Annotated in this window: 17 protein-coding genes and 2 pseudogenes; 5 read left to right on the forward strand and 14 right to left on the reverse strand. The window is 40.1% G+C overall.

Annotated elements, in window-relative coordinates; all coding sequences use genetic code 11:
* Window positions 1-233: 233 nt before the first annotated feature.
* Window positions 234-1,079 (reverse strand): aldo/keto reductase, encoded by an 846-nt coding sequence (locus WD019_RS19780; RefSeq protein ID WP_425712569.1) that lies wholly within the window; start codon window positions 1,077-1,079, stop codon window positions 234-236.
* A 19-nt stretch (window positions 1,080-1,098) separates the two neighbouring features.
* A complete protein-coding gene (locus WD019_RS19785) occupies window positions 1,099-2,271 on the reverse strand; it encodes an MFS transporter (RefSeq protein WP_425712575.1) in 1,173 nt (390 codons plus the stop codon).
* A gap of 231 nt (window positions 2,272-2,502) precedes the next feature.
* Here WD019_RS19785 and WD019_RS19790 point away from each other — a divergent pair, with 231 nt between their 5' ends.
* Window positions 2,503-2,874: a winged helix-turn-helix transcriptional regulator gene (locus WD019_RS19790; protein WP_026677905.1), complete on the forward strand. Its 372-nt coding sequence runs from the start codon at window positions 2,503-2,505 to the stop codon at window positions 2,872-2,874.
* Between the two features lie 212 nt (window positions 2,875-3,086).
* Here the strand turns inward: WD019_RS19790 and WD019_RS19795 are convergent, their stop codons facing one another.
* The 6 genes from WD019_RS19795 to WD019_RS19820 all read right to left on the reverse strand — a co-directional run bounded on the left by WD019_RS19795 (window position 3,087) and on the right by WD019_RS19820 (window position 6,777).
* Window positions 3,087-3,446, reverse strand: a complete 360-nt coding sequence (locus WD019_RS19795) for a hypothetical protein (protein WP_425712570.1) — start codon at window positions 3,444-3,446, stop codon at window positions 3,087-3,089.
* A 560-nt stretch (window positions 3,447-4,006) separates the two neighbouring features.
* The gene (locus WD019_RS19800; protein ID WP_026677902.1) at window positions 4,007-4,402 is read right to left on the reverse strand and encodes an ArsI/CadI family heavy metal resistance metalloenzyme; all 396 of its coding nucleotides are present in this window, start codon (window positions 4,400-4,402) and stop codon (window positions 4,007-4,009) included.
* A gap of 67 nt (window positions 4,403-4,469) precedes the next feature.
* Window positions 4,470-4,790: an ArsR/SmtB family transcription factor gene (locus tag WD019_RS19805; protein WP_026677901.1), complete on the reverse strand. Its 321-nt coding sequence runs from the start codon at window positions 4,788-4,790 to the stop codon at window positions 4,470-4,472.
* A gap of 118 nt (window positions 4,791-4,908) precedes the next feature.
* Window positions 4,909-5,331, reverse strand: coding sequence for an arsenate reductase (thioredoxin) (gene arsC, locus WD019_RS19810; RefSeq protein WP_026677900.1), 423 nt, complete (start codon window positions 5,329-5,331; stop codon window positions 4,909-4,911).
* A gap of 14 nt (window positions 5,332-5,345) precedes the next feature.
* Window positions 5,346-6,401, reverse strand: a complete 1,056-nt coding sequence (arsB, locus tag WD019_RS19815; protein ID WP_026677899.1) for an ACR3 family arsenite efflux transporter — start codon at window positions 6,399-6,401, stop codon at window positions 5,346-5,348.
* 28 nt (window positions 6,402-6,429) lie between these two features.
* Window positions 6,430-6,777: an ArsR/SmtB family transcription factor gene (locus WD019_RS19820; protein WP_026677898.1), complete on the reverse strand. Its 348-nt coding sequence runs from the start codon at window positions 6,775-6,777 to the stop codon at window positions 6,430-6,432.
* A 266-nt stretch (window positions 6,778-7,043) separates the two neighbouring features.
* On the opposite strand from WD019_RS19820, the gene WD019_RS19825 reads away from it, so the two are divergent.
* Both WD019_RS19825 and WD019_RS19830 read left to right on the forward strand, forming a co-directional pair.
* Entirely contained in the window at window positions 7,044-7,628 is a 585-nt protein-coding gene (locus WD019_RS19825) for a TetR/AcrR family transcriptional regulator (protein ID WP_425712571.1), read from the forward strand.
* Window positions 7,629-7,682: 54 nt separating this feature from the next.
* Window positions 7,683-8,858 (forward strand): MFS transporter, encoded by a 1,176-nt coding sequence (locus tag WD019_RS19830; RefSeq protein WP_425712572.1) that lies wholly within the window; start codon window positions 7,683-7,685, stop codon window positions 8,856-8,858.
* Window positions 8,859-9,129: 271 nt separating this feature from the next.
* On the opposite strand, the gene WD019_RS19835 is transcribed toward WD019_RS19830, so the two are convergent.
* From WD019_RS19835 to WD019_RS19855, 5 genes and pseudogenes are all read right to left on the reverse strand, one after another.
* Window positions 9,130-10,233, reverse strand: coding sequence for a Ger(x)C family spore germination protein (locus tag WD019_RS19835; RefSeq protein ID WP_425712573.1), 1,104 nt, complete (start codon window positions 10,231-10,233; stop codon window positions 9,130-9,132).
* A pseudogene (locus tag WD019_RS19840) lies at window positions 10,230-11,332 on the reverse strand (GerAB/ArcD/ProY family transporter). Before WD019_RS19840 ends, WD019_RS19835 begins: the two are co-directional and overlap by 4 nt.
* Before the next feature lies 1 nt (window position 11,333).
* A pseudogene (locus tag WD019_RS19845) lies at window positions 11,334-12,913 on the reverse strand (spore germination protein).
* 611 nt (window positions 12,914-13,524) lie between these two features.
* Window positions 13,525-13,989, reverse strand: coding sequence for a hypothetical protein (locus WD019_RS19850; protein ID WP_026677893.1), 465 nt, complete (start codon window positions 13,987-13,989; stop codon window positions 13,525-13,527).
* A 21-nt stretch (window positions 13,990-14,010) separates the two neighbouring features.
* Window positions 14,011-14,487: a GyrI-like domain-containing protein gene (locus WD019_RS19855; protein WP_026677892.1), complete on the reverse strand. Its 477-nt coding sequence runs from the start codon at window positions 14,485-14,487 to the stop codon at window positions 14,011-14,013.
* A gap of 96 nt (window positions 14,488-14,583) precedes the next feature.
* On the opposite strand from WD019_RS19855, the gene WD019_RS19860 reads away from it, so the two are divergent.
* Entirely contained in the window at window positions 14,584-15,543 is a 960-nt protein-coding gene (locus WD019_RS19860) for a helix-turn-helix transcriptional regulator (protein ID WP_026677891.1), read from the forward strand.
* A 336-nt stretch (window positions 15,544-15,879) separates the two neighbouring features.
* Here WD019_RS19860 and WD019_RS19865 read toward each other — a convergent pair whose 3' ends face one another.
* A complete protein-coding gene (locus WD019_RS19865; RefSeq protein WP_425712574.1) occupies window positions 15,880-17,478 on the reverse strand; it encodes a GMC family oxidoreductase in 1,599 nt (532 codons plus the stop codon).
* A gap of 237 nt (window positions 17,479-17,715) precedes the next feature.
* Between WD019_RS19865 and WD019_RS19870 the strand changes: the two genes are divergently transcribed.
* On the forward strand, window positions 17,716-18,123 hold the full coding sequence (locus WD019_RS19870) for a DUF1259 domain-containing protein (RefSeq protein WP_026677889.1): 408 nt from the start codon (window positions 17,716-17,718) through the stop codon (window positions 18,121-18,123).
* Window positions 18,124-18,353 lie beyond the last annotated feature (230 nt).

Genomic DNA, 18,353 nt, shown 5'->3' on the forward strand with positions numbered 1-18,353 from the left:
TATTTATTATCGGAAATCAACTGTTTATTGTCCAAACGCCATGAAAATAGCACCACACTAGAGAAGTTTGTCCTATTTTTGGTGCCGTCTTCTTATCTTTTTTACAGGCGAAAATTAGCTGAAAGGGGACTAGCCTGCCCCATTAGCGCAACAAAAAAGGAAGCATCGCAAAAATGCTTCCAGAAATACACTCCCCCTTTCTCTACACTCTAAGAACTCGAATTTTTTTACATTTAAAAATCAAAATGATCCGGGTCTGGCCCTACACGAAGATTTTGATTTAATCCATCAATGGTTTCCATTTCCTCTTTCGTCAGTTCAAAATTAAACACATTTGCATTTTCAACAATTCGATGCTCTTTTGTTGATTTTGGAATTGTAACAACCCCGTTTTGCAAGTCCCAACGTAAAATAATTTGAGCGACCGATTTATTATGCTTGTTCGCAATTTCCTGTAAAACTTCGTTGTCTAGCAACTGGCCTTGCATTAATGGTGACCATGCTTCAAGTTGAATGCCGTTGTCCTTGCAAAATGCTTGCAGCTCTTTTTGAGTTAATCGAGGATGGTATTCTACTTGATTGACCATCGGCTTAATTTCAGCATCCTTCATTACGTCTTCCAAATGATGAATTTGAAAATTACTTACACCAATTGCTTTTACCCGGCCTTCTTTATAAAGAGTTTCTAACGCTCTCCAAGCATCCTTATATTTTCCTTCAACCGGCCAATGAATCAAATATAAATCTAAATACTCTAAGCCAAGTTTCTTTAAGCTTGTTTCATAAGCGGCAATCGTTGATTCATATCCTAAATCCGCGTTCCAAACCTTTGAAGTAACGAATAGCTCTTCTCTTGAAATACCTGCTTCTTTTAAGCCTTCTTGGATTCCTTTACCAACGCCCTCTTCATTCTCATAAATCGCCGCTGTATCCACACTCCGGTATCCATGTTTAATAGCTGTTTTTACCGCGTTTACTAATTCCGGACCCTCTTCGACTTTAAAAACTCCAATTCCAAACCAGGGCATTTTCACACCATTATGCAAAGTTGTTGTATCTTGTAAATTTTTAGCCGTCATTTTTAATACCTCCAAAATTTTAAGATGCTTTACTTACTTGATCTTTTCGTTCCAAAGCTCTGCTACATCCAGTTAAAACTGCAGCCACTAAAACCATAAGTGCTCCAATCCATGACGTATGAATAAGTCCGATATAGTCTGTAATAAGACCGCCTAAATAAGAACCTATTGCAATCCCGGCATTAAATGCAGCAATATTTATGGCCGATGCTACATTAACCGCACCAGGAACATAGCGCTCTGCCAGCATCACAACATAAACTTGCAAGCCTGGCACATTCATAAAAGCTAACAGCCCCATCAAAAGAATCGTTAGTAATCCGGCCATTTTAAATGGTGCTGTAAACATCAAAATAAATAAGACAACTGCCTGGACAATAAACATATAAAACAATGCGCGTATTGGATTTTGATTCGATAGCTTTCCACCAACCATATTTCCGATCGCAATCATTATTCCATAAGCTAATAAAATGGCAGCGACAGTTCCTTCTTTAAACCCGGTGATATCTTGTAGCAATGGTGATAAGAAGGTAAACACGACAAATGTTCCGCCATAACCTAATGCTGTAATAATGAATAAAAGCAATAACCGGCCATTTGTCACAAGTTGAAGCTGATCACGAAAGGTTGTTTTGACTCCTTTTCGCAAATTAGATGGTACAAGAATGCTATTTGCAATGAAGGCAATGATACCAATGAGAACAATAGTAATAAAGGCTGTTCTCCAACCTAGCTGCTGTCCAATAAAAGTGCCAAATGGAACACCAGTTATCGTAGCAACTGTAAGACCTGAAAACATAATGGAAATCGCACTGGCCCTGCGATTTTCCGGAACTAAATCGGCAGCGATTGTCGATCCGATTGACATGAAGACACCGTGTGAAAATGCTGAGATCACTCGTGCAACAAGCAATAACGCGATTGTCGTAGATATAGCCGCAAGAGTATTGCCAATAATAAAGACAATCATAATCCAAAGCAACAACGTCTTACTTGGCATTCTCGATGTCAAAGATGTCAAAATAGGAGCTCCAAATGTTACCCCTAAGGCATATAAAGAAACCGTTAACCCTGCCGTGGTCATCGGAATGCTTAAATCCTTTGCAATAAGAGGCAGTAATCCGACGCTGATGAATTCAGTCGTCCCGATTGCAAAAGCACTTACTGCCAGGGCAAGCAAAGCGAACATGCTTTGCTTTTTACTTAGATCCACAGTATCTCCTCCTTATTTCTGTTACATAAATGGAAACTTTCTTTTTAGCGAATAATAAATTTTAAAAGAAAGTATAGTATGAACCGGCCGGCAAATGTTATTATGAGATATATCACCCATAAAGAAAAGTACGCACTTTAAAGTTATATAGAAACTAAAAAGTAATATAGGTACTTTTTAGTGCCTATAGGATAGAGGAGGACAAAGATGCAGAAAAAGAAATACAATATCTCTGTTGAAGCGACATTAGAAGTCATAGGTGGAAAGTGGAAATGTGTGATTCTTTGCCATTTGATTCACGGAAAAAAACGAACAAGCGAATTAAAGCGCCTTATGCCAAATATCACGCAAAAAATGCTGACCCAACAGTTGCGCGAACTTGAGGAGGACGGGGTCATCAATCGAATCGTGTACAATCAAGTTCCACCAAAAGTTGAATACGAGCTTAGTGAATATGGACGAAGCTTAGAAGATATCTTACATTCACTATGTGCATGGGGTGAAAAACATTTAACGAAAGTATACGGAGATAAATTTTCTGTTTTAGAAGATAGCGTGTTGAACGAACAGCTTAAGTAAGGAGGATTCGGAGTTAGGGCCTTCTCTTGATGATTTAATTTGATTAGCAGCTCGTTTCATCTATTTTTTTGAGGCAACGAATAGGCATGATTGGTTGCCTCATTTCTTTAAACTCGCCTGGATCAATCCATATCACCTCGTTAGCTATAAAAAAAGCCGCCAAATTTGGCAGCTGAAAAATTAAAGGACTTGCACACGTTTGGTTTAAGAAGTTATTTTAAATAAAAGGTTTCTTCATTACGATCGTCCCATTTAATGGTAACCTCAATAGATTTTTCATCATCAGTTACGGAACACCCAGAACAAGAAGAGGGAATTTTAATGGTTGCTCCTTTATAATCACTTTTTTTCAAGACCGTTTCACCATTATTAATCACGATGTTTAGCTTTCTAAACCTTGTATCACTTCCACCGTGTTTAAACCGAAAAGTGTATTTACCATCTTCACGATCCCCTTCGATGTTTGCAGAGTATTCCCCTTTCCAGTGATCGCCATCACCAGAAAGAAAAATATATTTTTCATTACACCCCGCTAAAACAAGAAGAATTAAAAATAATAAAAGTTTTTTCATTGTGGCCTCCTAAAAAATCTATTTTAGTTTACTTATTCTTCCTGTTTGATTTTTAATCCTTCTTAATCGAAAAAAGCCGCCAATTATGGCAGCCAAAATTACGCACTTGAACACGTCAGTTGAACCTGTTATTTATGTATTCCCTTTTTAAGCCCGTTTGTTCCTCGACTTCTCTTAAACAGGCATTTTGAGGTTCACTTATTTCTTCACATTCAATGTGTCCATCGTTCAACCTTTTGAAAAAAATTTGATATAAAGTTGGCAATCTTCTATTAAGCCGAAGTGGGAAATTCAAGTCCACTTCTTTTAGAGAATATAAAAGCCAACAAAAGTGTTGGCTTTTTAAGTTAACAATTGCAACAAGGTACACATTGCTGCTTTTTCCGAAACCATTTTATTATAAATAATGATTGAATAGATTTAATCGAAAAAGGCACTTGGTATCGATAAAAAGACTCGTATTTCCATGCTTCCCGATTGATAAGGTCTAGTTTGCTTTTTTCATCTTCCATGATAGATTGAAACTCGTTATCATTCATAAGTGAACTCTCCTTTTTGGCTTAACTGCAGCAAGAATTGATCGTGTCTACCTCGATGTCTTCTTTAGTGAAGAAAAATTCCCATTCGTGGCCATCTGGATCAGTGATCCAAAATTTATCTTGCCTTGCATAACAACATGTTGTATCGTTTTCATCCCGGGAGAAAAACCCTTCTTTATTTAGTCGAACCTTATACTTATTTAATTCTTCTATACTGGCGACTTGGAAACCGAAATGATTGATATGGTTTCCTTCGACTCGTTCAACGGGACGCAGCGTAAAATTTAGCCCCGGGTCTTCCAACAAAAACTTTGCATAATTCGGTTTCACTTTAACAGGTTCAGTGCCAAATAGTTTTGAATAAAAGGAAATGGACGCTTCTAAATTCGTTACATTTAAACCAACGTGAATTTTCATATACGTGATTCCTCCTAAGGGGGTATTTTATATCAAATTTTTTTGATATATTGTCCAAAAAAATTTGTTACCAAGAAGTAGGGCGAAACAGGCAACATAATTCAGGAGACAATAAATGATTCATCCGGCTTTGATTTAATTCATAGTAGTTCCATTTTCCTTTCTTTTCTTGTGTAATGAGATCAGCATCCATTAAGATTTTCAGATGGTAAGAAAGTTTTGATTGGGGCATCTCCATAATCTCGCAAAGATCGCATACACATACTTGCCCCCGGGTACATAATTCATTCATTAGTTTTAAACGTTTTGGGTCAGCTAAGGCTTTAAAAGCACTCGCATAATGTTCAAATGTTTCGTCATTCGCAGGGATTAGTTTCATTGATCTCATTCCTCTATACATCAAAATTATTTGATTTATTTATACTATATCCTGTATACCATCATTTTGCAACTGAAAAATCAAAAAAATTTGATATATAAAAAGGGAGCCGAATTGGTTCCCCTTTTTATTCTCCAGTTTTAGCAAATTGTTTTATTCTGTTTTCGATCTCATCGCGTACCCGTTGGAATACTGCCCATTTTTCTTCCTCTGTACCTTCGGCTTTTGCAGGATCGTCAAAACCCCAGTGAGCACGTTTGACCTGAGGCGGAGTCATGGGACATTTCTCATTCGCATCACCACAGAGAGTAATGACAAAGTCCGCCTTATTCAATAGTTCAGCATCAATTCTATCTGACGTTTGATTCAAAATATCAATGCCTTTTTCTTTCATCGCTTTAACTGCATTGGGATTCAGTCCATGTGCTTCAATGCCGGCACTATATACATCGTAACGGTCACCAAGATATTTTTTTCCGAATCCTTCTGCCATTTGGCTGCGGCAAGAGTTTCCCGTACATAAGAAATAGATGATTTTCTTGTTCTCCATCGTTGTTTCCACCTTTATGCTGATTGATTTTTAAAGTATTTTCGTTGAAACCATAAGGCTACGTTGACCAGAGCAATCATGACAGGAACTTCTACAAGTGGCCCGATAACAGCAGAGAACGCCGCCCCAGAATGAATCCCAAAAACGCCAACGGCTACAGCAATTGCCAATTCAAAATTATTGCTTCCTGCCGTGAATGCGAGTGTAGTTGTTACGGGATAGTTGGCGCCCATTTTCTTTCCTAAGATGAATGAAACAAAAAACATCACGATAAAGTAAATTAAGAGTGGGACCGCAATTCGAACGACATCCAGCGGCAAGCTGACAATGACATCTCCTTTTAAGGAGAACATGACGATAATTGTAAACAACAATGCAATAAGTGTAATCGGACTGATTTTTGGAATGAACACTTTTTCATACCATTGCCTGCCTCTTGCTTTTACAAGCACGAGGCGTGTCAGCATGCCAGAGATAAATGGAATACCGAGGTAAATAAACACAGACTTAGCGACCTCTGCCATCGTAATGTTGACTATTGCCCCTTGAATGCCGAGCCATTCCGGAATAATCGTGACAAATACATAGGCATAGACGGAAAAGAAAAGCATCTGAAAGACAGAGTTAAATGCCACTAATGCCGCGGCGTATTCTGTATCTCCTTTAGCAAGATCATTCCATACGATGACCATTGCAATACAGCGAGCCAGCCCGATCATAATCAATCCAACCATGTACTCAGGTTTATCCGGCAAAAAAGCGATGGCTAAGATAAACATTAAGATGGGGCCAATGATCCAGTTTTGGACTAGAGATAATAAAAGCACTTTTACATCCTTAAAGACTCTTCCCATTTCCTCATAACGAACTTTCGCTAAAGGCGGATACATCATTAAAATTAATCCGATGGCAAGTGGAAGCGATGTCGTGCCTACTTGTAAACGGTTGAGACCGTCGATAAAGCCCGGAAAAACAAATCCCATACTGATTCCTGCCGCCATCGCAAGGAATATCCAAAGCGTTAAATAACGGTCAAGGAAAGACAAACGTTTTTTTCCTGAATTACTCACCTTCTAAAGCTCCCCTTTCATGCTGTAATTAGCAATTGCAACGAGCATTAACCTTGCTCGCATCGATTTTGTTTAATTGCTCCACCTGGTCTGGTACATATTGCAATAAATCTTCAACCAATTCATATAACTCACTCTCTGTATTTATAGAATAATAAACCCACTGGCCTCGTTTTTCTTCATTCAGGAGTCCGGCATCTTTAAGTTTACGAAGATGTTGGCTAATGGAAGGCTGGCTCATCGTAAACACTTCAAGAAATTCACAAACGCAACATTCCCGATGGTTGAGAATGGCGACCATTGTTAATCGTGTTTTATCGCCGAGTAATTTTAAAACTTGTGCCACTTTGTCAAGCTCAAAAGTTGTTGATTTCATCTGTACACCTCCGTATATAAATATATAGCTATTCACTTATATTATCCAATGAAAATAATCAAGGTTAGATAGAGATCATCCAAGTCTATCCCTAAAATGGCTTCTGCAAAACTTATTATGTAAATTACGAGATGACTAACATTCACGTTCCAACTTACTCAGGAGTGACATAAGATAATAACGTACCCGCTTGACAATCTTTAAGGAAGGAGTATACTTAAAACAAAAATGTTAGTTGCTGATAACTAACATTAGGAGTGAGTCGTTTGAGTGCCAAAAAAGAAAACACCGCCGATAAAATATTATCATCTACCGTTGACCTCATGTCTGAAAAGGGATATAAGGCGGTAACGATTAAGGAAATCGCTGCAGCAGCATCCGTTAGTGAAATGACGGTGTTTCGGACGTTTGGATCCAAGAAAGCTATACTAGAAGCCGTTATTGATAATTATCTTTATTCTGTACCTATTGAGCAAATTATCCAAAAGAACCTCACATATGAGTTAGAAACAGATTTATTAATGATCAGTAAGCTGTACCATGAAGTTCTGAAGAAAAATAAAAAAATTTATTTAATCTCCGTCATGGAACGAAAAACAATGCCTGAAATCCATCTAGGTATACACAATAACGCTTCAAAGTTTTTTAAAATTGTTACTGACTATCTTCAAGTCATGCAGCAAAAAGGAAAGGTTGTTAAGGGCAATCCTAAAAACCAGGCATTAACGATCATGAAGTATAATTATGGGAAGTTTGTTGCCAGTACACTGCTTGAAGGTATTGTGCCAGATGTAGTGGATGATGGCCTTGAAGAGGCTGTAACCATTATTGCCAGGGGTTTAAGAACTTAATTTTTTTCATCTATAAGTTAGTTAGTAATAACTAATATTTGAGGAGGCCTTTGTATGGAACGCCTATGGACTAAATCGTTTATCGGACTTACGTTGACTTTGTTTTTCTTATGCTTCGGGTTTTATTTGCTCCTTCCAACATTACCGGTTTACATCAAAAAAATAGGCATCGGTGAATCACAACTCGGATTAATCATCGGAGGCTTTACGTTATCCGCAGTTATTGCGCGTCCTATTATCGGGGGACTTCTAGATCGTTTCGGTAGGCGCTTCTTTATAATTGCGGGCCTTATTATCTTCGCAATCTCTATGTTTCTGTACAACTGGGCAAGCGGAATTGTTTTTTTACTGTTTTTGCGAGCACTCCATGGATGCGGTTGGGCCATTTCGACCACATCTATCGGAACTTCGATTACCGATGTGATCCCTACCCGCCGCCGGGGTGAAGGAATGGGGTGGTATGGCATGTCAATGACTGTAGCTATGGCTATTGGGCCCGTTATCGGTGTATGGTTGGTCCAAAGCTACTCTTTCCGTCATTTGGTCTTTATGGCTTTTGGCTTATCTGTGGCTGCCATCCTTATCGCCCTGGCAACGAAAGTACCGACATTACAATCGGACGCCAAAAGAAAAGTGGTGTTTTTCGACAAATCTGTCCTGCCTATATCTGCAGCAATATTCTTTTTGGCCCTCACGTATGGCGGTATTACCACATTCCTGCCGCTGTTCGCCGAATCCATTCAAGTCAATGCAGGTACTTTCTTTTTGATCTATGCCATCACACTGACCGTCACCCGTCCTGTTGCGGGAAAGCTTTCGGATCGTTATAATGAAGGCTCGATCATTATCCCGTCCTTGATTATTACAATTGTCGCCCTGCTCCTCTTGAGTCTGTCCACTGGATTAAAAGGAATCGTTGTTTCTGCAATTTTGTACGGGGTTGGTTTCGGGTCAGCGCAGCCGACGTTTCAAGCGGCCATTCTCTCCCTGGTTTCTTCTGCAAAAAAAGGTGTGGCCAATGCTTCTTTTTTCACGGCCTTAGATTTAGGGATTGGACTCGGATCGATCATTCTCGGATTGGTTTCTCAGTACCTGGGCTACCCATTCTTATTTGCGGCATGTGCTGTTTCAGGATTCATTTCTTTGCTGATTTTTGTACTTTTTGTCAAACGAACATTACAACTTAGAAAGAAGGCGGATAAAAGTGAGAATTCTCATTTAACATCTTAAGTAGCAAATTTTTTGCGCAAGTTGTTAGTTACAGATAACTAACATTCTGTCTGATGACGTTGATGAACATGACAAATTAAATTTTCTGCTTTGTGTGCGCTGAACTCGGAGAAAAGAAGCAAACGTTGCACTTGCCTGGGTTTTGGCCAATCTAATGAGACAGTTCCAATTGTCGGGTGTCCTTTAGACACCCGCTATTGGACAAAAATTAGTGCCAACCTTTAAATTTTGTCTTTTAGCTGATCAACGAATGAAAAGTGATTTCTCAAAATCATCTCATGGTTCCCATACTTTTGATTTTGGCATCCACATGTATGTTAATTTTTGATGCTGCGAGGGAATCTACCCAGTGATCCTGGTTTTTTTTCCATTCGGGATAAGTGTAGGCCCGAGCATAAAGACCAAGCCCTAAAGGATCAACTTTATTTTTTTGCAATTTATGAATTAACTGGTTGAGATCTTTTTCAAGTTGGTTTTGAATGTTTTTTTCAAGTTCCTTAGAATTTATTTCCACTCCCAATGGAATTACCTGTTCCCCTAGCCCAAATTTTAATTTTACATCGATATTGAAGACAAAACGGCCTTTATACCGGACCCTTTTCTTCACTTTCAAGACCGGAATCGAGAAGCTAGCGTACGTTTTCTTATCATGTGCCGCTTTCGAAGAAACTGGTAGTGTGAGAGAGTAATCCCCTTCCCTTTTTCCTTCTAAAATGCGCAATAATTCAGTTTCGTATTGCGTGATGGATAATTGATATTGCCCTTGCTTTGTAAGTAATGTGGAGCCTTTTAATTCGATCATTTTTCCTTTAGCCAATTCGATAATCCACGGTGTTCGCCCTTTGTCTACCATTTGTCCGCGAAACTCCTGCAAAGTCGTCCTTCTAATAAGATTTCTTTGCGCAGCTGTATCAATTAACTTTGTTAAGTACAAAGGAAGGCGCGATTTATCTACCGGTTTATCAAAAATAATATCCTTAACGGCTCCATCAACAGCGACTACACGAGAGGTTACCGTATTTTTAGGGTCTCTGTAGAAAGGATCGAGATATTTGTCCCAGTTCTTCATTTTTAAAAGCCTTTTGCCGATCAGAAAAATTTGCGTTTTACTTCCTGATGATAAGCCCATCACCCTTTCATCAAAACTATTTCTGGAATTGCGCAACGAGACTGCTTTAACCTGATACACTTCCTCCTTAGTTTCCGCCTCTTTATTAAATACGGGGCTGGACATATAAACTAGCAAATCGCCCTGGTCATCCAAATCCATTCCCAAAACGAGCGCGGCGCTAATATCTTCAATTGTAGTCTGGTCAAAACATCCACTGATCACCAGTGACATGAGTGAAAGGCATAAGAAGATTTTCCGTCTCATAGGGCTTTCCTCCGTTTATATTTCTCATATCCCCAACTGTACATCCATAAAAAAGCCGGAAATAAGTAGGCAAACACAATTCCAGCGTTTGCCATCCAATGTTGCCACGTTTCAAACTCTTCCCAGGTTGGATAAATGATCAATGTCCCCGCAATGAACAGGCCTAAAAAAATAGGGACGTGAGAGTGGTGATCCGCTTTGTTCATCAACTGGCTGGAACAATATACCCCGCAATAAAAATACGGGATCCAGGTGGTAGAAGCGATAAGAAGCAAAATATTCAATATGATCATATCCACTCTCTCAAAAAAACGAAATTCAATGACTTTCAGCAAATTCAGTACAGGCTGATTATAGCCTGTAATTTCATCAGGGCTTATAAATATAAAACAGGCGAGAGTAACAACTAGATAAAAGAGCATCGTTAAGGTATTTGCAATGACAATGCCGCGAACAGCATGCTCTTTTTTCTGTAAAAAAGGGTAAAAGAAAAAGGCGAGCTCAAACCCTAAAAATGAATAAATAGCCGGGAGTCCGGAAGCTGCCATCTTGCTCCACTCCACTTTAAACAATGGAAACAAATGCAGGAAACTCCCATCCTTTAATGGGACAAGAAAGAGAACCGGAACCCATATTGTCAAGTAAAAAACCAATTCCGAGTACCTTCCAATAATTCTCAGGCCATTTCTTACAATAAGGAACGTTGGAATTGAAAATAAAAACATAATGAGATAATCAGGGGATTGGGAAGAAACCATCCTTTGATATATAGCATGGCGTTGATCAGTATAATCCATGTGAACCAGATGTTGTATAACATGTAAATAAAAGTAGCTAACTTCCCAGGCACTCGGCCAAATAAATGCGTAAGTATGTCAGTGACGGTCTTATTTGGATACTTTTCCGCAGTCTTCACTAAAAAAATGCTTGCAGCAACACTGAGCAACCAGCCAATCACAACACCCATCCAACCGTCTGTACCAGCCCTCTCAGCAAGAACTCTCGGCAGAGCCAAAAAACCCGCCCCTATTTGAGTTCCCATAATCAAAAACACAAATTGGTAATAAGTGATTTCATTAAACGTATATTTTTTCATCATCTCACCTTTGCTTACGGCTGTTCCCCTGGCGATTTGCCTGAATCGTTCTGACGCTTTTTGGCCTTATAACCATTTTCCATAGTGGAAACCGAATGAAGGAGTCCTTCATATCAGAGAATCGGAATGGGGCCAATGGGCTTGAATATGGCGTACCTAAAGATTCAAGGCTAATGATATGGCCCAATATTGTCATAAAGCTGATCATGATTCCGGTAATGCCGAAGAGCGCGGCTAACATCATCATCGGAAATCGCAATAGCCTTACCGCGGTCCCCATATCATAGCTAGGAATAATGAAAGAAGCGATGGCGGTAGCGGCGACTATAATCACCATGATATTGCTCACGACCCCTGCCTGAACCGCCGCTTGCCCGACTACGATTCCCCCAACAATTCCAACTGTTTGCCCCATTGGCGCTGGAAGGCGCACTCCAGCTTCCCTCATCATTTCAATGGTCACTTCCATTAACAGTGCTTCTAAGATCGGCGGAAAGGGGACCATTGATCTTGATTCCGCAATCGATAAAAAAAGCTGCAAAGGGATGACCTCATAATTAAAAGATATAACCGCCACATATGTGGCAGGCAGGAACAAAGTGATCATAAAAGCAAAAAGGTGAAGAAGACGAATGAAAGAAGCCGCTATCCATCGGGTACTGTAATCATCAACGCTTTGAATAAAAGACATCAATGTCGCCGGCGCAATTAATACGGCAGGAGAACGGTCGACAATCACCGTAAATCTTCCTTGAAGAATTTGGGAGGCAGCGGCGTCCGGCCGTTCGGTCAATATAAATTGAGGGAACGGGGAAAATGGATTATCTTCAATGAACTCCGCCAGCTCTCCTGTATTTATGATCGTGTCCATTTGAATCTGTCGAATTCTGTCTTCAAGCTCTTGCAAAACTTCTTGACTGGCGACATCCGCCAGATAGGCAATATAGACCTTGGATTTCCCGCGGACGCCAACGGTAATTTCCTTTATGACCAGTTCACGATTCGGAATATACCGCCGCAACATGGCACATTCTGGCTTCCGGTTTCTACAAATCCCTGGTGAGCTCCCTTCAGCGATGTTTCAAGCTGTGGATCTTCAATTGCTCGTTCCGCCCATCCTTTTGTATCCAAAAGAAACACTTTCGTTTCACCGTCAATAAATAGGGCGCTGGCTCCTTCAAAAAGCGAATTTTCAACAAAATTCCATGTATGAGCGACTTTAACGTCCCCAACGGTTGTCGGCAATTCTTTTTCAGGATCGAAAGAGATTTGCATTAAGGATCGCAAAACGTTATTACTGATTGAATTTTTATCAGATAAGCCATCCAGGTAAACTAAAGCCGCTTTCACCTTGCTGTTGGCAAGATTGAAATTTCGGATGACCAGGTCAGGAGCCTGGTGGAAAAGACGGTGAAGTTCCTCGATATTCACGGATAACTGAGAGGAGATCGGACGATCCTTCCGTGAATCCTGTTGAACTTGATGATCGGATGGTTGTGTTTTTTGATAACTTGAGTAACGTTTATATTTCAAAAAACGAAAGAAAAAAATGGAAAATGCACCTCTTTCCCCATTGGTTACCATATTGTTTCTCATACGCCAATTCATTATGCAAGTTTTTATGGACCGCTTATTCCCTTTCCCTCGTTACAATCCAGAATCTTTTTCATCTCCCCTCTACACAATGACGACCTTCATCACCTATCCCGTGATTTAACTCACATGTTTTTTCCAACTGCTGATCACCAGATGGAAACAACATCCAAAAAAAGAAGGGTGGCGCTGTAAATTAAACCTAATGATCCAGAGGGTATACTTATTTAACTAAATTAATATTGATAAATTGTAATTTTATTAACCGATGAAGAATGGGCAGCCCTGCCCGACCTGGCAAAAGCATTCTATGAAACTCCCGCCCCAACATCAAAAGTCAATCAAACATTGAAAGATGGTGAATAATTCCATTTTTTGATTTTCCCGCCAGCAAAACGGGGATTGACAACATTAAACAAATGATAAAAAAGCCTGAATTTCTCCATACAATGCACCCTATTAAGCAGACACCAAAAAACGTCTACCAATAGGGCACTTGTAAATTTAATGCGAAGAAATTAGGCTTTTTCTCATTCAATGAAGGAAAAGAGGGACCAAATATAAGAAAATAGCTGGATTTCTCAAGTGTTTTCTTCTTTTCCCTAATATTCTTTTTTAATTACAAAATATGAACCCCGAATGGTTCCGGCCAGTTTAGACTTCTGCCTGGCAAACTTAAACTTCCCTTCTAACTCTTTTGGTATGTCCATCCCCTCGGAAAGCTTGAAACCAACAGCTCGCTTTTTAGGGTCATCAACCGTATACATGACGTTGACCACAAGACCATCCTCATAAAAGACGTAGGCGATTTTGATATTTTCCACTTGAAAACGCGATGTTTCTAAAGGTTTGGCCGCAAACTCAAGATCACGTTCTTCTTTCAAAATCCGGTTCACATAATCAATGGTCTCCTGACTTTCGCTTGCAGGCACTACCGTAAATTCGTGCTTGTATTTGTTCATGAAATAGCGGGCTTCATTCGCACGCAAACCAGCAAGCGCTTCTGCCACAGGTGAAGATTCTAAACCAACCGTAGATACATGTTTAAAATCAACGGTATAGGACATTTTTCATCTCTCCTCATCACATTATTGATTAACAACGGGAATCCACATTTCGCCAAATACTAAACCGTCTCGCTGCCCCATCAGAACCGTTGCATTTGGCCCGCCCACATAAGCAAAGTTTGCTTCAGGCAAGATCTGGCCAAAGGCAATACCAGCAAGCTTAGTATTCAACTCTTCCGCCGTATTCGCTTCCCCTTTTACAACCAGGTATTCTCCCTTAGGAAATTGAATCACTCTTGATGCTTCAGGTAACGATTCCTCTGTCATTACGCCAGCATAATACATCATCTTGCCATTTACCGCTTCATTCACGGCAAAAATGTAGTCATTTGTGGCAATCGCTTTTAATTTGTCAAGCGTTCCATCCTGGCTGGCAGCCAACCAAAAATCAGCCTTTTCCTTGTTGATGCCAGCAACGTCTCTGTAATCGCTCTTAAGCTCGGTTCCAATCCCTAAAACGGTGAAACTTTCTTTTTGTTCCAGAGTGTAATCTGCCATTTTTGAATGCCTCCTCTTTTTTATTTGTTTTTTTACTTGATGAGTTTATAATACCTTTAAATCATGTCAAAAAATGATACCGTTAAGGAGGACCCGATGAAAAAAGTTGAACGGATTAATGTCATCATGCGGTATATCAACAACCGCTCTCGCTTTACCATTTCTGAAATCATGCGAGAATTTAACATTTCTCGGTCGACAGCGATTCGAGATATCAGAGAAATAGAGGCCATGGGGATGCCGCTTGTCGCTGAAGTCGGAAGGGATGGTGGGTATTTTGTCATGAACAACTCTGTCCTGCCCTCGGTTCGCTTTACCGATAATGAGATTAAAGCTCTTTTCATTGCCTTTATGGCCACAAGAAATCAGCAACTCCCTTATTTAAAGAGCCGTCAGTCTTTAGCTGAAAAATTACTGGGTCTCCTCTCGGAAAATCAGCAAGATGACCTTATTCTTTTAAACCAAATCTTGCTTTTTGAAGGGACGAACCCCCATAATCCCGACTTGCTGGATCTGTCGGATCTGCCCCACCCCATGTTAGAAAAACTCATTCAACATCTTTTGTTGGATCGCTATTTATTGATTACTGTCGAAGAAGAAACAGTAGTCAAATCTTATCCCATTTATCTCTTGCACCTTTATCGCGAAAAAAGCTTATGGCAAATTGAAGGCTTTAACCTGGAAGATGAAAAAAGGCATATTTTTCCTGTCGACCATCTTATCGATGTCAAACTATTCCCTATGAAAAAAAGAGTAAGCAAGAAAAAGATTTTAGAACAATTAAGGAAGCAGGAAGAAGCAATCAATCTTGTCCTTGAACTTGGCCCAAAAGCGATTGCCCAGTTCAAAAAATACCATCCATTAAAAGTTTCCATTTCCTATACGAATCCTTACCAGACTACAGCCATTCTAAAAACGTTTGTCAATGTTAACAACCCCGAAGAATTGACCGAAATGACCAATTGGCTGCTTTTCCTCGGTAAGGATATCAAGGTCAGGGAAATGCCCGAAGAAGTCTTAGAAGGTATGCGAGAAAGATTACGCTTATACTGCTAATAAGCAAGGGTCCGGGTTTTTTCTATTTCTCTTAATACGAAGAGAAAATGTGAAAATTTATGAATGGAAGTATTGATGAAGCCAGCAAAAGGAACAAATCACGCTATTTCAGCAACACCGTCCACACGAATTCCTTTACTGGTCGTCGATTTAGAAAAGGAACAGGTTACTCCTATTGTTGCCGTATAAACTATTAGTTGTTCGCAGCAGGTGAAGTGGTGTTAATAATCGTGCTTCCCGATTGTAGATGGGAGAGCGCCGCTTTAGTAAAATAAAAATTTAAAAAAAGATTGGGTTAAAACCATATCACTAAAGAGAATCCAGGGCACCGCCCCCTTACCCATTCTCCTTTTGTAATTGCTGTGCAATCGTAAAGCCGATAAGGTATGCAGGGGCTGTAGTATTTCCGTCTACAGTAAAGGGAACAAGAGAGTCGTCGGCAACGATTAACCCTTCTACCCCGTGGACCCGCCCAAGAAAATCCACTCCCCCTTGATTCAATGGAGCCATGCGAAGGGCGCCTTGTTGGTGATGATTATGCCCAAAATTCTGCTTGATAAACTCCTCAAGCTTACCATCATTATTAATGATTTCCAGTGTCGGCGACATAAGTTGATATGCGGGATCAATGGCTGAAAGCTTATCTGCAATATTTTTGATATAGACTCTGTAGATATTTTTTATCGCCTCCAGGTCAGCAGGATTTTCCAGAAATCCCTCATCAGCGAGGACAATTTTTAAAGGGTCATTGGTTTGGATTTTAATCGATCCGCGGCTTTTGGGACGCAGGAAAAGAATGACGATAGACAATAAGCCATCAGAACTAACTCTTCCTACCAACTGTACCGCACGGCGACTTTTGTCGGATCCGGGTGTTGGATCAGGCAAAAAGGCGCCTCCCGTATATAAGGCAGCTGGGTCATTAAGAGGGAGTGGCGTATCGCTCGGATTCGTAGTAAAAGTGGCAAAGTTAAGCGTATGGTTTCTGAGGTTTTTACCCACGTTGGGGTTATTAAAAATAACCGGAATGTTTGCTTGTTTAAGCTGTTTTCCAGGTCCAATGCCGGAGAGCATTAAAAGTTGGGCACTATTGATCCCTGCGGATATTATCACTTTTTTATGAGCAAAAGCTCGAAAGCATTGTCCTTCTTTAACAAATTCCACGCCAATCGCCTTTTTTTGCTTAAAAAGAATGCGAAGTGCCGTAGCTTTATAGATTACCTTAAGTTTCCGTCCATTTACACCCATACCGTTAGAATGAATGATATCGGATGAAAGGAAAGCGGTAGATGAACTTTCGCGTCGGCCATTTGGCTTCTGGAATAATTGCCAACGGGTAAAAGGGCCAAGAGGTGTTTGAGGATCGTTATAGTCAAGTATTCTTTTAAATCCTGTTGCTCGCTCCATCGCTAAAACAAGCTTTTTAGCCATATTGGTTGGCTTAGCAGGCGCTTGCCTTATGTCAATCCTTCCGTGATACCCATGGACATCAGGTTTTTTTGTCTTTCCGTTATATTTTTCTAATTGTTTAAAACGGCGGATTGCTTGCTGGGGTGACCAGAGTGGCCCTAAGAGCTTCTCCCATTCGCGTAAAACCGACGGTGTCGGTCTAACATACTGTTCACCATTGATTGAAGACCCGCCCCCTGAGAGCCTGCCAGTCGTCCATTCAAACGAGCGGTCATCAAGTCCTTCCTGAGGAACCCCTTCACCTTGCCAAAAGTATTGCGGAAAAAAATGCTCCTCAAGTTCGGGTGCAACTGTTGAATCCTTAATCGGTTGATCTTTGTCGTTATTTTCTCCCGCTTCTAAAACAAGAACGGACGTTTTTTTATGATCGCTAAGCGTCTTTGCAATCACCGCGCCAGCTGGGCCGGTTCCTATGACAATGTAATCAAATGCCAAATTTTCATTATTTTCATGAATCCGTTCCATTCTATATCTCCCCTTACTTTTCAGCTTATGACGTTGTCATCCTGTATAGGAAGAAATTTTACGTCAAACGGTTAAAGCTATAGTTATCGGCCGTACTCTAGTTAATCATCTAGTGCAAAATTTTTGCTACTACACCCTTGTCCATTTCCGATTCCTTGCTAAATTCATAATCTATGATGAAGGGAAACCCTATAATAGTTACCTTCAAAATAAGAACATAGGAAGTGAGCAAGCCTAATGACTTGGGAAAGCCGAAAAAGACTTTGTCAGGAATTTGCTAGAATTCTTGGCGGAATGGGGAGTTTAGATGAAAATGGCGTTTGTCTTGTACAAAAATTCCGCAACATCAATTTTACTATTCTTGGGCGCCGCGCTAAATCTCCATTAGTGATTCCTCAATTTTTTTCGTTTGAAGATGTTGATAGAAATGGCAGGGCATTAAACTTAGGTGAAACCGTGCTGTTGCAAGAGGAAGCTAATCCTTTAATGAGTGAGCTTCGCAAACGAAATATCATTGTCACTGCATTGCACAACCACTGGTTATTTGAAGAGCCGCGGGCGATGTATATGCATTTTGAATCCGTTGAGCCTCCATTAGAATTTGCTAGAAAAGTTCGGGAAGCATTTAGAGTTTTAAGGGGATAACCATAAGGGCAATTTATCAATCGCCTTCTCAATACTAGTGTCCCTTCTAGAAAAATAGTTTTCAGTATTCGTTATTTTATGAACACCTCGTTAGATCTGTGAAATGAGGAAAAACGATCACGAATCGTTACATGATGTAAAATGATTTCGTTCTCGGACAATAAATGCTCGTATTTGGACAATAAGTCATCCAGTTTAGACAATAACATCTTACGTTTGGACAATAAGCA

The sequence above is a fragment of the Fictibacillus sp. Mic-4 genome (assembly GCF_049843615.1).
Lineage (GTDB): Bacteria > Bacillota > Bacilli > Bacillales > Fictibacillaceae > Fictibacillus_A > Fictibacillus_A gelatini.